The organism is Dactylococcopsis salina PCC 8305, from assembly GCF_000317615.1.
GTDB classification, from domain to species: Bacteria; Cyanobacteriota; Cyanobacteriia; order Cyanobacteriales; family Rubidibacteraceae; genus Halothece; species Halothece salina.
Map to the genome: position 1 here is coordinate 1,274,742 of NC_019780.1, position 15,793 is coordinate 1,290,534.

General features: G+C 42.8%; 13 protein-coding genes. 7 read left to right on the forward strand and 6 right to left on the reverse strand.

What is annotated here, in order from left to right; translation table 11 throughout:
• Window positions 1-161: 161 nt before the first annotated feature.
• Window positions 162-1,043: a tRNA (5-methylaminomethyl-2-thiouridine)(34)-methyltransferase MnmD gene (locus DACSA_RS06395; RefSeq protein ID WP_015228964.1), complete on the forward strand. Its 882-nt coding sequence runs from the start codon at window positions 162-164 to the stop codon at window positions 1,041-1,043.
• A gap of 84 nt (window positions 1,044-1,127) precedes the next feature.
• Entirely contained in the window at window positions 1,128-2,165 is a 1,038-nt protein-coding gene (locus DACSA_RS06400; protein ID WP_015228965.1) for a J domain-containing protein, read from the forward strand.
• Here DACSA_RS06400 and DACSA_RS06405 read toward each other — a convergent pair.
• The 3 genes from DACSA_RS06405 to DACSA_RS20380 form a co-directional block, all read right to left on the reverse strand.
• Complete coding sequence (locus DACSA_RS06405; RefSeq protein WP_015228966.1) at window positions 2,162-2,755, reverse strand: chromophore lyase CpcT/CpeT; 594 nt, start codon at window positions 2,753-2,755, stop codon at window positions 2,162-2,164. The two genes, DACSA_RS06400 and DACSA_RS06405, sit on opposite strands and share 4 nt — an antisense overlap.
• Window positions 2,756-3,294: 539 nt before the next feature.
• Window positions 3,295-5,235, reverse strand: a complete 1,941-nt coding sequence (locus tag DACSA_RS06410; RefSeq protein WP_015228967.1) for a S9 family peptidase — start codon at window positions 5,233-5,235, stop codon at window positions 3,295-3,297.
• Between the two features lie 43 nt (window positions 5,236-5,278).
• Window positions 5,279-5,446 (reverse strand): hypothetical protein, encoded by a 168-nt coding sequence (locus DACSA_RS20380; RefSeq protein ID WP_156800683.1) that lies wholly within the window; start codon window positions 5,444-5,446, stop codon window positions 5,279-5,281.
• Between the two features lie 123 nt (window positions 5,447-5,569).
• Between DACSA_RS20380 and asnS the strand changes: the two genes are divergently transcribed.
• The 4 genes from asnS (at window position 5,570) to DACSA_RS06440 (ending at window position 12,724) form a co-directional block, all read left to right on the forward strand.
• A complete protein-coding gene (asnS, locus tag DACSA_RS06415; protein ID WP_015228968.1) occupies window positions 5,570-6,958 on the forward strand; it encodes an asparagine--tRNA ligase in 1,389 nt (462 codons plus the stop codon).
• A gap of 195 nt (window positions 6,959-7,153) precedes the next feature.
• Entirely contained in the window at window positions 7,154-8,278 is a 1,125-nt protein-coding gene (locus DACSA_RS06420; protein ID WP_015228969.1) for a transporter, read from the forward strand.
• Between the two features lie 889 nt (window positions 8,279-9,167).
• Window positions 9,168-10,310 carry a two-component system sensor histidine kinase NtrB gene (locus DACSA_RS06435; RefSeq protein ID WP_015228970.1) on the forward strand — a complete coding sequence of 381 codons (1,143 nt, stop codon included), beginning with the start codon at window positions 9,168-9,170 and terminating at the stop codon, window positions 10,308-10,310.
• Window positions 10,311-10,540: 230 nt separating this feature from the next.
• Window positions 10,541-12,724: a PhoX family protein gene (locus DACSA_RS06440; protein WP_015228971.1), complete on the forward strand. Its 2,184-nt coding sequence runs from the start codon at window positions 10,541-10,543 to the stop codon at window positions 12,722-12,724.
• A 143-nt stretch (window positions 12,725-12,867) separates the two neighbouring features.
• Here the strand turns inward: DACSA_RS06440 and DACSA_RS06445 are convergent, their stop codons facing one another.
• On the reverse strand, window positions 12,868-13,275 hold the full coding sequence (locus tag DACSA_RS06445; RefSeq protein WP_015228972.1) for an AbrB family transcriptional regulator: 408 nt from the start codon (window positions 13,273-13,275) through the stop codon (window positions 12,868-12,870).
• A gap of 985 nt (window positions 13,276-14,260) precedes the next feature.
• Between DACSA_RS06445 and DACSA_RS06450 the strand changes: the two genes are divergently transcribed.
• Window positions 14,261-14,440 carry a chlorophyll a/b-binding protein gene (locus DACSA_RS06450; RefSeq protein ID WP_015228973.1) on the forward strand — a complete coding sequence of 60 codons (180 nt, stop codon included), beginning with the start codon at window positions 14,261-14,263 and terminating at the stop codon, window positions 14,438-14,440.
• Between the two features lie 58 nt (window positions 14,441-14,498).
• Here DACSA_RS06450 and DACSA_RS22055 read toward each other — a convergent pair whose 3' ends face one another.
• Window positions 14,499-15,047, reverse strand: a complete 549-nt coding sequence (locus tag DACSA_RS22055; RefSeq protein ID WP_232225222.1) for a hypothetical protein — start codon at window positions 15,045-15,047, stop codon at window positions 14,499-14,501.
• A 104-nt stretch (window positions 15,048-15,151) separates the two neighbouring features.
• Window positions 15,152-15,790: a lysophospholipid acyltransferase family protein gene (locus tag DACSA_RS06460; protein ID WP_015228974.1), complete on the reverse strand. Its 639-nt coding sequence runs from the start codon at window positions 15,788-15,790 to the stop codon at window positions 15,152-15,154.
• Between the last annotated feature and the right edge of the window lie 3 nt (window positions 15,791-15,793).

The window sequence follows — 15,793 nt, forward strand, 5'->3', positions numbered from 1 at the left end:
GTTAATTTAATCAGAATGATTGAATGTTTTTCCTGATCTAATCATACTCTAATGTCTTCATCCTGATCAGATCATATTGCGACAGTGCTATGACACCTTTCGAGAAAAAGTCCCTAGTTTGGTATCATAGGAAAAATATCAATTTTGGTTGACTGTTTAGGATGGTTAATTATTCTCCTCAAGTTACTTCTGATGGTTCTTATACTTTTTTTTCTTCAGAGTTTCAAGAGACCTTTCACTCGTTACGGGGAGGGAAACAAGAAGCAAGAGAAAAGTTTATTCTTCCCTGCGAGTTAATTACTAAGGCAAAAAAACAATCTCATTTATCGATTCTTGATGTTTGTTATGGGTTAGGTTACAACACCGCCGAAGCGTTAGAAAGTATCTGGACGGTTAATCCTAATTGTGTGGTAACATTAATCGCGATCGAGTCGGATTTAACTGTTCCTCAAAGCGCGATCGAGCAGAGATTATTAAATCTTTGGTCGCCCTCGATCGAGGAGTTATTAACAACATTAGCACAAGAAAAAACCCTCAACTCCGATCGGTTTTTTCAAGGGAAATTACTCATTGGAGATGGGAGACAAACCATTTTAGAAGTCATTGAACAAAACTTTTTAGCAGATGCAATTTTTCTTGATCCATTTTCTCCTCCCCATTGTCCACAACTTTGGACGGTAGAATTTTTAGGAAAAGTATCGCAATGTCTCCACAAAGAAGGACGATTAGCGACTTATTCTTGTGCGGCGGCGATGCGAACTGCTTTCAGTTTAGCAGGGCTTTATTATAGTTCTACCATGGGAATGAATCGTCGTTCCACCGTTGCGAGTTGGAAACAAGAACATTTATCTCCCCTCACCCAGTTAGACAGAGAACATCAACAAACTCGCGCCGCAATTCCCTATCGTGATCCGAACTTAAACCACTCTCCAGAGATGATTCTCGCACAGCGTCACCAAGAACAACTACATAGTAACTTAGAATCAACCAGTCAATGGCGCAAAAGATGGCGTAAAAAAATTGTTCAGGAAGAGTTAATGTAATGTTGAGATGAACAATATTTCAAGGTCAATTTTATATTAAAATAAGACTATCTTTGCCGATCTATTTAATCCTCAATTAAGCCAATGACGCGCCGCACCAAGAAATCGAAAAAAAAGCCCGCCGTTAACAGTGATTCTCAAACCGTAAGTCTCGCTCGATCGTCCTTACAGGAAAAAGTTGAGGCGCTGAAACAAGACCAAGAATGGCTCTTTAAACAAATCAAACGGAAACGCACCGAATTAAGTAATTTCGTCGCTCAAATTGAGGAAATATCGAGGGAAATGTATCAACGGTGTTTTCCTCTCATCGAAAAAATGATGGAGCGCGATCGAGAAATTCATCGAATGTTCAAAGCGATATTGAGAAATAAAAAACTCAGTAAAAAAAACCAGAAAAAAATCAAAAAAGTTTACCAAGAATTACAAAATGATGGCGTAATTAGTCCCCAAACGAAAACCGATCGAAAACAGCCTTTTTCATCTCCAGAAACGAACGAACAGGAACAGGAAAAAGCATCAACCGAAGAACGCAAAGAAATCAGTGATCCCCCTTCTAATCAACGAAACATCAGAGAAACATTCCTCCGTTTAGCCAGTCGTTTTCACCCTGACAAAGTAACCGATAGTGACACCCAAAATCAATATACGGCAATTATGCAGGAAGTGAATAAAGCCTATCAAGAGGGAGACTTTGCGAAACTATTAGAAATTGAACGAAAACAACATGATGCGGAAACAATTTCTTTCTCTCAAGAAGCTGAAACCGAAACCGATAAACAACACTCACGGCTGATACGAGAAAATGAAATCTTGAGACAACAATATGAAGAAATCAAACAGGAATTACGTTATCTCAGAAACACACCAGAAGGGTCAATGGTCAGCGATTATCGTCGCGCCAAAAAAGAAGGAATTGATCCATTACAAGAAGTCGTAGAAGAAGGGGAATCCCAACTTGAATTTATTACAGAAGTTCGGGACTTTGTCCAAGACTTTCAAAATAGAAAGATCACCCTAGAAGAATTTCTAGAAGGTCCGAATATTGGAATGGAATTAACTCCCGAAGACTTAGAATTTATTCTAGATGAAATAATATTTGACCTCGAAAATTCTAGAGATTAAACAGATTTTATCTCATCAGCAAAACTCGCCCAACGAACAAAATGAAAAGGGCCCGCAACCGAACCCCAAACCCGTTCATCGGTTTCGGGATCACGTCCGCGATCTAAACTAATAAACTTGTCAGCGTCGATTTCAAAGGTACTATCAAGATAGGTTTCTTGTCCTTTGCGAGTAACTTTACAAGCCTTTCCTGGTTCAACTTCTCCCTGAAAACTTTGTCCAGTCCAGTGAACAATCATGTTACAACCTGGGAGTTTTTCCAGATTATCCGCTTCCAATTTTAGCAGACGATCGGGGTCACGACTTGCCCCAAAAAACGAACTAGAATCTTTGAGAGTGTAGTTTTCAATCTCAATATGATCATTAACAGAAAGTAACTTTAAAACTCGCACTCGATAGGGATTATTCAACATATAATCATAAGCCTGTTCCACAAAAAGACTAATCCCTGATAGTAATTGGACGGGTAAAGGACGCATACAAACCCGAATATGCGCGAAAAAAGGAGGATTAATAAAGGCTTGTTCTTGGTTACTAAAATCCGCCGCCATCCAACGACCGAGAGTAACAATATCAGTAGCGTGAGACATAGCAATATTGGTTTTTCATTTCTCTAAAATGATTATTAATTAATTTTCCCTGATGCGGTTTGTCCTGTCTATAGCAATCTCAAATGAGTCGTTAGAGACTTCAGCCCCCCAGCCCCCAATCTTGGGGGAACTAGGTTAACCTATTTCTCACATTTCATTCCTGATTGCTATATTCCTTCATTCCATTTCTTAAAAAACCTTTAACATAGCAGTTCTATATCATTCGCAAAAACTTTACTCATGGAAGCCCCCCAAACTTGGGGGGTTGGGGGGCAAAACAATTTACAAATCTTATGGGATTCCTATATCAGGTTCAGGTAATTACTGATGATTAGTGTTGGGTTTCGTTTCCCTCCACCCAACCTATATGGTTGTCTGATAATTAGTGTTGGGTTTTGCTTCTCTCCACGCCACCTACTTTTTATCTTACTACTGATAATTGGTGTTGGGTTTCGTTTCCCTCCACCCAACCTACATTTTTGTCCTTTGTCTCCCAATGGTTTCCCCCCTTACAAAGGGGGGTTAGGGGGGATTAACCCTTAATAAGACAGATTCATAATTTCCACGGGTTCAATTGCTTCAGCAGGAGTAAAATCAAAGACACGAGAATAAAAATAAAACTCTCCATCTAGCGCCCGTTTGATATTCTCAGCGCGACGAAAGCCGTGTTGTTCGCCTTCAAAGGGAACATACGCCACTGGTAAACCTTTTTCCTTAATCGCTTCTACCATTTTTTCGGCTTGGTTGGGAGGAACAACCTTATCCTCTAACCCCTGAAAGAAAATCACAGGACAAGATAACTGTTCTGTGTGATAAATGGGCGATCGAGCGTGATATAATTCTTGCTGTCGAGGATACTGTCCGACCAATCCATCTAAATACCGCGACTCAAACTTATGGGTTTCCTGCGCCAGCGCTTCTAAATCACTAACGCCATAATGACTCGCCCCAGCTTGAAACGTATCCCGAAACGTCAGCGCAGCCAATGTCGTGTAACCACCAGCACTTCCCCCAGTAATCGCTAAACGGTTGCCATCGACTTTTCCCAGTTGGGCTAAATACTGCGCTACATTGACGCAATCATCAACATCAACAATGCCCCAATTATCCTTTAACCGTTGACGATATTCTCGCCCATAACCCGTGCTTCCGCCATAATTGACATCCACAAATCCAAAACCGCGACTCGTCCAATATTGAATCTTCAAATTAAATCGTGGACTGGTCGCAGCAGTGGGTCCGCCATGACTTTTAACCACTAAAGGGGGTAACTCTCCCTGTGGTGCGGTATAGTCCTTATTTTGGGGGGGATAGAACCAAGCATAAGCGGTTTTGTTTCCCGTTGTCGGAAACGCAATGGGTTCAGGAACAGATAAATAACCTGTGTCAATTTCTAAATCAGTTGCTTGTTTGAGAACCTCACTATTTGCGGTCGCTAAATTCATTTTCACCACCGATGTCGGTTGTGTCGCTGAACCGCCAATGAAAACAATGTTTTCTCCTTGAGAGTGAACCGAACCTATATCGGTATAACTAACATCGAGAGTGGTTAAGGTTTTGGTTTTTGTGTCCAATGTCCCCAGATACCACTGTCCATTTTGGGTGTAGGTACAGACAATTTTTTCAGGGGAAACAAAGTCATACAGAGACAACCCAAACACCCAATGAGGAGAACCAAATTCGGCTTCCATCTCACACAACGGTTCAATTTCCCCTTGAGAGGTAAGACGATATAAATTCCACCAGTTGTTACGGTCAGAAACGAAATATAATTGTCCGTCTGGAGACCACAGGGGATGACAAACCGCTTCTGCTTTTCCCTCGGTTACGGCTTGAATATTGGTAACATTCCCCTCAGCATCAATATCACCGAGACAAAGTTGGGTATCATCCCAAGGCAGATTCGGATGATTCCACTGTACCCAAGCTAACTGTTTTCCATCGGGACTAACTCGCGGCGAAACATAAAAATCACAACCTGAAACGAGAGGAGTAATTTCTCCTGTGTTTAAGTCAATCCCCGCGATATAGTTTTGAGGTTCAGCATCAACGGGGTTTTCACTGTCTTCGCAGATACCAATGGCGCGGTTTCTTTGTTGATCTAACTGTAATTCAGCGTACGATCGATTCGTGGCTGCGGTGAGGGGTTCAGGATCATGATTCAGGGATTGTTTGTAGAGACGTTGATCCGCAAAATTGGAAAAATAAACGGTTTTATCTACGACTAAAAATGCGCCACCGCCGTATTCATGGACGCGAGTACGAACCTTATAAGGTTTTGGGGTAACATCTTCTACCTTTCCTTCAGGAGTCCGTCTCACTAAAACATAACGTCCACCTTCCGAAGGTCGTCCTTCTAACCAGTAAATATCTTGGTGGTCATAAACCACACCACCTAAACCGATGCTTTCGGAAACGATTAAATCTGAGGTGATGGGAGATTTCCAACTGCCAAAAGGGGTAATCTGTTGTTGCGCCATTTTAATCTCGATGCTGTTTGTCTCTCCAACTATTATGACGTTTTCAGCGAAAACTGGTCATTGATTCTAGGTTGGGTTTCGTCTTCTCCACCGAACCTTTTACAGTGACCAGTGACCAGTGATCAGTGATCAGTAAACAGTGAATAGTGAATAGTAAGCAATTAATTTGTAACAGATTGTGAGCTACTAAGTAACTGATTAGACCAAGCACAACTGGTAACTGGTAACTGGTCACTGGTCACTGATCACTGAAAGGTTGGGTTTCGTCTTCTCCACCCAACCTACAGACTTTTTAGAATTAAAATTAAGACAAAAACAGAACCGAAAACAATTTATGTCAAAACATCGCATTATCAACCTACTTCGCAACGGACAACCAGAAGAAGAAGTAACGATTCAAGGGTGGGTACGCACGAAACGAGAGTCGAAAAAGTTTGCTTTTATGGAAGTGAATGATGGCTCATCTTTAGCTAATTTACAGGTGATTTTAGAACCAGAATTGGAAAACTATAAAATCATCCTTAGTCAAATTAATACGGGTGCTTCTGTAGAAGTTACGGGTATCTTAGCAGAGTCTCCAGGAAAAGGACAGCGCATTGAGTTACACGCGACGGCGGTTACTGTCTATGGCGAAGCTGATCCAGAAACTTATCCTCTCCAGAAAAAGCGTCACTCTTTTGAGTTTCTTCGTACTCTTGGACATATTCGCACTCGCACCAATACGTTAGGTGCTGTGATGCGAATCCGCAATACTTGTGCTAATGCGGTGCATCAGTTTTTCCAACAACAAGGGTTTTTGTGGGTTCATACTCCCATTATTACTACGAATGATTGTGAAGGGGCTGGAGAATTATTTAATGTTACCCGTTTTAATTTGAAAGATGTTCCTAAAGAAAATGGGGAGGTGGATTATTCTCAAGACTTTTTTGGACGACAAGCCTATCTTACGGTTAGTGGACAATTAGAAGCGGAAGCAATGGCGTTAACGTTCGATCGCGTCTATACTTTTGGCCCAACATTTCGCGCAGAAAATTCTAATACGTCTCGCCATTTAGCTGAGTTTTGGATGATTGAACCCGAAATGGCATTTTGTGATCTACAAGGAGATATGGACTTAGCAGAAGCGTTCCTTAAACATATCTTTAAAGCGGTTTTAGATCAATGTCCTGAAGATATGGAATTTTTCAACCAACGCATTGATGATTCTGTCTTAACAACTGCCAATAATATTATTAATCAGGAGTTTGAACGGATTACTTACACCCGCGCGATCGAGTTGTTAGAAAACGCCCCGAAAACATTTGAATATTCAGTAGAATGGGGCATTGATTTACAATCTGAACACGAGCGTTATTTATGTGAAGAATACTTCCAAAAACCCGTCATTGTCACTGATTATCCCAGTGCAATCAAAGCCTTTTATATGCGTCTCAACGATGATGAAAAAACCGTCGGCGCAATGGATGTTTTAGCCCCAAAAATTGGCGAAATTATTGGCGGTTCACAACGAGAAGAACGGTTCGATATTTTAGAAAAACGCATTAAAGAAGCTGGAATGACTCCAGAACAACTTTGGTGGTATCTTGATTTAAGACGTTATGGAACTGTTCCTCATGCGGGATTTGGGTTAGGCTTTGAACGGTTGATTCAGTTTATGACAGGAATGGGAAATATTCGCGATGTGATTCCATTTCCGCGCACTCCAGAAAATGCTGAGTTTTAGTAATGACCAAAAGTAGGTTGGGTGGAGGGAAGCGAAACCCAACACAAATTATCAGCAATTAACTGAACCTGATATTAATTAATGGGATGAGAAAGCCAACTTAAAAACAAGTTCGACAGCCTGTCTTTTGACGAGCTTAAAAAAGTTCTTTATTCTGCTCTTGATTCTTTAATGCTTTAATTTAAATCAAGACCCATGAAAAAACTCAATTGCTGTTTACTCAGTGGCGGATTTTCTCTACTCATTAGCACCCCAGTTTTATCTCAACCTCTGACTTCTCTCGCCAATATCAATTCTTCCTCATCCTCAATTGAGTTTACGCCTCTCCCCTTGCCGACTACTGAGATCATCCTCACTCATACTGATGAAAATCGATCGGACAATCAATGGACTTCTGGACGACCAGACGGACACGCTCCCCTCGGTGTTATGGGTGATCATGTTCATGGAAAAGGGGAATGGATGCTTTCCTATCGCTATATGTTCATGTCAATGGATGGGAATCGGGATGGAACAGATAACTTAGGCGTTGATGAGGTTTTAGCAGACTTTATGGTTTCTCCAGATGACATGACTATGGAAATGCACATGATTGGGGTCATGTACGCGCCTAGCAATGATCTGACTTTAATGGCGATGCTTCCTTTTGTTTCCAAAGAAATGGATCACATAACTCGGATGGGAAGCAGTTTCACCACTAATTCTGGAGGGCTAGGAGACATTAAATTATCAGGACTGTATCAAATACTAGATCGAGATCGTCAAACCGTCCATCTTAATCTCGGATTCAGTGTTCCTACGGGTTCGATTGATGAACGTGACGACACCCCCGCAGGAAATGATGTGATTCTTCCTTATCCGATGCAAATCGGTTCTGGAACGGTAGATTTACGTCCTGGTATCACTTATTTAGGTCAAACGGATCACTGGTCATGGGGAGCGCAAGCAAATACTGTGTTACGTCTAGGAGAGAACGATCGAGGCTATACTGTAGGAAATCGCTATCAATTGACCGCATGGACAGCGCGAAAACTCAATGAAAACTTCAGTCTTTCCCTGCGACTGGACGGGGAAACCTGGGAAGACTATGACGGCGCAGATAGTGCTTTAAATCCGATGGTTATTCCCACCGCCGATCCCGATTTACGCGGGGGAACTCGTTTGGATTTAGGATTAGGATTAAATGCTTATCTTCCAGAGGGGTTTCTTCCTGGTGGTCGTCTCGCCACAGAATTTGAGTTCCCAATTTATCAATCTTTAGATGGGCCGCAACTGGAAACAGATTGGCAATTAACGGTAGGCATTCAATCCGCATTTTAATACCATTTTGGAAAACTCTAGTCATATTAAAGCCCCCAAAATTGGGGGTTGGGGGCAAAAACGATTAAACCCCCCAGAATTGGGGGTTGGGGGCAAAAACGATTAAACCCCCCAGAATTGGGGGTTGGGGGCAAAAACGATTATAGCCCCCAAAATTGGGGGTTGGGGGCAAAAACAATTAAAGCCCCCAAAATTGGGGGTTGGGGGCAAAAACAATTAAAGCCCCCAAAATTGGGGGTTGGGGGCAAAAACAATTAAAGCCCCCAAAATTGGCAGGGCTGTTTCATTCTATTTTTTTGCTTGTTCCAGATGTTAGGAATAACAGGGGTTTTACGGCTTTTTTCTTATGAATAAGTCAAAAAGTAAGAAAAAGCGTTCGATCGAACGTACCGTAAGAGGTTCAGGCGATCGCCTTCAATTTTGACCCCGAGAATGAAACAGCCCTGCCCAAAATTGGGGGTTGGGGGCAAAAACAATTATAGCCCCCAAAATTGGGGGTTGGGGGCAAAAACAATTATAGCCCCCAAAATTGGGGGTTGGGGGCAAAAACGATTATAGCCCCCAAAATTGGGGGTTGGGGGCAAAAACAATTATAGCCCCCAAAATTGGGGGTTGGGGGCAAAAACAATTATAGCCCCCAAAATTGGGGGTTGGGGGCAAAAACAATTAAACTCCCCAAAATTGGGGGTTGGGGGCAAAAACAATTATAGCCCCCAAAATTGGGGGTTGGGGGCAAAAACAATTAAACTCCCCAAAATTGGGGGTTGGGGGCAAAAACAATTATAGCCCCCAAAATTGGGGGTTGGGGGCAAAAACAATTAGTGCAAGATAATTAGACCTAATTTAAGATCAAAAGGAGCGCTCCTTTTTTGTTATCTTAATTACTCTTATGTCTTCCTTTCCTTATACTCAAGAAATTAATTCAGAAGCCGACTTAAAACAGCGTCTTGCTGACTTAGAAAAAGAAAATCAAAACTTAAAAGAGCAACTTCAATCTGAACAAAAAAAAGAACAACAATTCCGTAAAATTTTCAACGCTTCTAACGATGCAATTTTCATCATTGATCCACAGCACGATCGAATCTTAGAAGCAAATCCCCAAACGGAAAAACTCTTAGGCTATTCCCGTGAAGAATTACTTAACTCCGTTTCTATTTCCAGCATTCATCCTGAAGAAATGCCACAACTAATGGCATTCACTCGTCAGATTTTAGCAGTCGGTAAAGGTTGGACAAACGAACTCACTTGTTTAACGAAATGTGGAAAAAAACGTCCTGCTGAAATTTCCGCAACCGTGATTAAATTTGAAAATCGTCTTTGTGTGGTTGCGTTAGTTCGAGATATTTCGGAACGCTTAAAAGCGCAAAAAGAAGCGATGCAAACGAAAGAAACCCTCGCCGAATTAGGGGAGTTATCCAGCATGATTGTCCATGAAATTAAAAATCCTTTGACGACTGTTTTAATGGGATTAGAAGCTCTAAACAAGATTGAATTACCGCCAAGAGAAAAAACTCGTCTAGAATTAGCAAATGGAGAAGCGCAACGCTTACAATCGCTTTTAGAGGAAATCCGTTTGTATGCAAAACCGCAGGTTATTGATCAAAAAGAGATTGATCTAAAGGCTTTAATTCAAGAAGTCTTAGCAAACCAATTTACAGAACATCGGGTTGATTTTAATGCTAATTCCGAATCTGTACCCATATCAGGCGAACCAGATAAACTAAAACAAATTCTGATTAATTTAATTACAAATGCCTTAGAAGCGGTTTCCAATCAAGACACAATTACTTGTAATTTACATCGTAAACAGGAGCAAGCGATCGTACAAGTTCATAATTACGGCTCTCCCATTCCGCCAGATATTTTACCAAAACTAACCCAACCTTTTTTTACAACTAAATCTTCGGGAACTGGTTTAGGATTGGCCATTGTTAAACGCATTGTTGAGTCTCATCAAGGAGAGTTAGCAATTAATTCTAATGCTGAAGACGGGACAACAATCACGCTTAAATTCCCAATGTCGGTAACATAACGAAATATTAACTCAATATTGAAACTCTCTTAACTTAATTCGTGAAAATTCCTTTTAGGATCAATCTGATGAGAGATTAATACCATTTTCAAAAAGTAGTGTTACAGTTGATCCCCCTTAACCCCCCTTATTAAGGGGGGAATGATGGGTTGGTATGTAGCACCAATTCTTCAAAATGGGATAACTTCTATAAAAACTAAGTTGATTAGTTGGAGAACATAATTAAACTAATGAAACGCCGTAATTTTTTACTCTTCTTCGGAGCGACTGCGGGAACGGTTGCTCTCGGTGGCATCCCCACAAAAGGAAAACCTTTTCAGTCTTCCGCCATGGCGCAAACGATGCCGAATCGGACTTTTCCCTCGGTGCGTGTCCCCCTCCCCCTAGAGATCGATCGCCTTTCTCCGACGGAGCAAAAACAATTTTACAGCAATTATGAGGTCGTTGATGATTTAATCCTTCCCGATGGCTTTACTTATGATTTAATTGCAGCTTGGGGGGATAAAGTAGGAGATCAACGCTTTGGTTACAATAACGATTATGTTTCTTTTGTCGAAACTGCTCCCGATGAAGGTTTCCTCACCGTTAACTTCGAGTATATCAGTGGTAGAACTTGGATGGAAAACTACGAGGAAGTCGTTGGGAAGTCTCTTCCGTTTGCGGAAGTGAAAGCAGTGGCGGCAAAAAATGACGGTAAAATTGACGCTTTTACTCTCCCAGACAATAACCCTCTGAAAAATCAAATTCAGGAGATTTCTAAAGAAGGGTTGATTGATCAAGGAATTGGAGTGATTTCTGTGCGGCGAAATCCGAGCGGTCAGTGGGAAAGAACCTATTCTAATGCCGATCGACGCATTACAGGGATTTCAGGGCTAGAAGATGACCGCGCTCTTTATGCTACAGGACCGGCAACAGCAGTTTACAATAAGCGTAATAAGATGGGTTACGAGGATAATCTCGGTAATCGCATTGTGGGAACATTTCAGAATTGCGCTGGCGGTACAACTCCTTGGGGAACGGTTTTATCGGCGGAAGAAAACTATCAAGCACAGGTGTTTGAGCCAGTGATGGCGGATGGATCATCTTTTCATCCCAATAATACGCCCTTTGTTCTCACTGATAGCACGGTCGATGGCAGAGCTAATGTTTTCGGTTTAGCAGGAAATAAGTACGGTTGGATGGTAGAAGTCGATCCCGCGAATCCTAATGATTATGGGAAGAAGCATACTTGGTTAGGACGCTTTCGTCACGAAGCGGTTGCGCCAAGAGTCGTGGCTAATAAAAGATTAGCGTTTTATTCGGGTTGCGATCGACGCGGGGGACATCTTTATAAGTTTGTGTCTCAAGATCGAGTTAAAAGCATCGCCGACAAAAAAAACTCTCGTCTCTTAGAAGAGGGAATGCTCTACGGGGCGAAGTTTAATCCTGATGGTAGCGGGGAATGGGTCGCTCTTACTCCCGATACCCCCATTGATCCGATTCGTCCGAGTACGGTATTCGGTAATAAGGTCATTCTTCCGCACCCCGATCGCACCCGAGGCGGTGTGATAGAAATTACTGATGATCAAGAGTTAGAGGCGTTTCAGTCTAAATTCAAAACCCTCGGCGATCTCTACATGGGAACTCCCGAAGAAAAGCAGGGAGCGATCTTAATTGATGCACACTTCGGCGCCAACGCAGCTGGGATTAGTAGCACGGCTCGCCCTGAAGACACCGATGTTGCTCAAGATGGAACGCTCTACATTGCCTTTACTTCTGGTTCTCCTGGGGGAGATGGCGGTCCCGATAAACAAGTGTTCGTCGGTCCGAATGGAGAGGCTTATGAGTTCGGTTGGATTATGAAATTACAAGAGGATCAGAACGAACCTGATGCCATGAGTTTCCGTTGGGATATGCTGGCGTTGGGAGGCGAACCCGCCACAGGCGGCTTAGGCTTTGCGAACCCAGATAACCTCGATATTGATGCCGATGGCGACATCTGGATGGTAACGGATATCTCCACCAGTAAACATAACCTCGCCGTTCCCGATCGAGACGGGGTAAGTCAATCTGTCTTAAGAGGGATTTTTGGTAATAACTCCGCTTGGTATATCCCCACCTCTGGGGAAAATGCAGGTACCGCCTACCCCTTTGTGGTCGGACCGATGGAATGCGAAATTTGTGGCATCTGGATCACTCGCGACCAGAAAACAATGTTTTTAGCGCCACAGCACGTGGGAGCAGCCAATGGGAAACGCCAAAATCTGGCAAGCGAAACTCGCACGTTTGCCATGAAAACAACCGATGGACAGTTATTTACGCAGCAACGCCAAGTCCCTCTCGGTTCCAATTGGCCCGAACTCGGTCCCAATGACCCTCCCCGTCCAGGCTTAGTTGCGGTGCGAAGAGAAGATGGTCGTCCAATTAAAAGTTAGAACTAACCATCTGCGCGATCGCACTATACAATCATAGATGTGAGAGAAAAGAAGCGCTAACTTCTCCTCCACCTCTTCTAATTTTCCTTTTGTGTGTGATTCCCTACTTGATTTGAGTGGGGAATTTCTTTTTGTGAGTCAGTTTAGGAAGCCGCCTCTTCTAATTCGCGGTCTTCTTGTTCTTGAGAACCATCAAGATGAACCAAACGGATGTGTTTGTAACCGAGTTTGATTTCAAATTCTTCTCCTGGTTTTAAACCCATCGCTTTGGTATAAGTTGAACCGATCACAATTTGACCGTTTTGGTGAACACTGACTTTATAAGTGGGTTCACGACCGCGACCATCTTTTCCGCCATCGGGGTCTAAAGGAACTCCTTTTGCTTCCAAAACAGCATCGTAGAACTCAGTTAAGTTAACACGAATTTGACCCGTTTTGGTTTCGTTACAATAACCACACTTTTTGGCGGTTTCTCGACGAGGGAGATGAGAGAGTTCTTTGACTTTTTGCAAAAGCGCACGACCTTTTAAGGGTGTTGTTTGTTCTTCCATTTTTCGGTTAATTATCCTTTAATTGTCTGTTCAGTTAGGAGAGAGTCGTTAAAAATATTCCTCCTCTTAAAAATATATCGTTAAACTCCTACAATTTTACAAGAATTTTTTTAAAATTTGGGATTTACTATTATTCAGGGATCGCCTTAGCTCAGTTCAAATTGTAGAGCAACGAGTTCACAAGGGGGAATATTTCTTCTCCTAAAACGAAAAAAAACACCGTAATCAGGGAATTATAACCCTGTGATCTCCTCTCAAAAAATTAAACCTTCTCCTGTTTTTGCTGGTTTGGTGACTCACTCTTCCTCTAATTTGCTTGTTTTCAGAGGTTTAGTGACGGCTATCTTGTGTGGTGAACTCTTCCTTGACAGCTTCGGAGATAGATAAATTTTCTCATCTTCCTTTTTTATAAAATAGGTAGTAGGTTGTCATCATCTCAAGGGGGAAAAACCGATCGACATTGGCAAAAACACAGAGTAATTAGGGCTTACTGAAAAAGTCCATTGGTTGGTTTAGTAAGGCAAGAGGCAAGAGGCAAAAGGCAAGAGGCAAGAGGCAAAAGGCAAGAGGCAAAAGGCAAGAGGCAAGAGGGTTGATTAATCGGTAAGATTGCAAAGTTTTTGATGCAGGGTGCGTGACGATTGAGCGTTCAATTCCCTTGCACTTTTTCCAAGAATTAAGAGCCTTAAAAGCTGATTGGATAAAGGTTTTAGGTTTATTCAGTAAGCCCTAATTAAAAAAGGAAGGAGAGCTTTATCAGCAATAAAAGCCAAATCATTTACCGTATCTTGGAAAGGTTTAATTCTCAGTACCAGTAAGTAGAAAATAATCACGACGCAACTCGATCGAACTTTCCCCGCCATTAATCACCAGTAGCAATTGTCAATCAGGAATCACAAAATTGGAACTGGATTCACCTTCAACTTGTCATCACGATTAAACTGGTTATTGAATCCCTGATCAAATTGAATTCTAGGAAATTAACATGAACGAAGAAACGAAAAATACCGAGTCTTTACTACCAGAAATCGAAGAACCCGCATTTGGTTGGACTTCCTATGCTGAACGCATGAATGGACGCTTTGCCATGTTGGGTTTTGTCTCACTACTTCTCATCGAATTGATCACGAATCAAGGCTTTTTTCCTTGGTTAGGTTTAAGATAGGGCTTGAGTCAAGAAAGCTGAAACCCTCGTACCATCTGGCTTTAATGCTCTTAACTCCTCAAAAAAGTGCAAGGGAGACAAGGGAGACAAAAGAGACAAGAGAGACAAGGGAGACAAGGGAGACAAGAGAGACAAGGGAGACAAGGGAGACAAGGGAGACAAGGGAGACAAGGGAGACAAGGGAGACAAGGGAGACAAGGGAGACAAGGGAGACAAGGGAGACAAGGGAGACAAGGGAGACAAGGGAGACAAGGGAGACAAGGGAGACAAGGGAGACAAGGGAGACAAAGGAGCGATTTTTCTTCCCCATCTTCCCCATCTTCCCCATCTCCCCCATCACCCCCATCTTCCCCATCTCCCCCATCTTCCCCATCTCCCCCATCTCCCCCATCTCCCCCATCTCCCCCATCTTCCCCATCTTCCCCATCTCCCCCATCTTCCCCATCTTCCCCATCTCCCCCATCTTCCCCATCTTCCCCATCTCCCCCATCTTCCCCATCTTCCCCATCTCCCCCATCTTTCCCATCTCCCCCATCTCCCCCATCTCCCCCATCTCCCCCATCTTCCCCATCTCCCCCATCTCCCCCATCTCCCCCATCTTCCCCATCTTCCCTCTTGCATGTAAGTCGGTTCAATAAAGGTGTAGGTTGGGTGAAGAGACAACGTAACCCAACATCGTGTCGGGTGAAGAGACAACGTAACCCAACGTGATTAACGTCCTTGAGCGTGTAAGGTGTTAATCATCTCCGCACATTTTTCCGTAACACTTTCTAACACCTCTCGCTTCCTAGAAACGGGAGGAGAAATCGGTTCACCAATACGCGCTGTAATTGCGGGAAAAGGTGTCCCCTTTTGCGGAATTTTTTCTGTTCCCCATAAACTGACAGGTAAAATCGGAACTTGTGCCTTAGCCGCAATCATCGCCGCGCCTAACTTGGGTTCGGTAATCCGTCCGTCGGTGGTGCGAGTTCCCTGTAAAAAAATTCCTGCCGCCCAGCCTTCCTCTAGTGCCTTCATCGCCGCCCGAATCGCCCCTCGATCGACGCTAGACCGTTTTACAGGATAAGCCCCATAAAGAGAAATCCCCTGTTTGAGGATGGGGATCGTAAATAACTCTTCCTTCGCCATATAAGCCACTGGGCGACCGACACAGCAAGATAATAAAGGCGGATCAAAAAAACTAGCATGATTACTCACCACCACTAATCCCCCTGTTTCGGGAACATTTTCTCGACCGTAAAGTTTCCCTCGGAAGTAAAAATTAAATAAGGGGCTAACCACCGACCATTTAAAAATGTGGTATAAAACGAGATTAGTAAGGGGTTCTCTTTGCTGATTTTCGGTGGACATCTT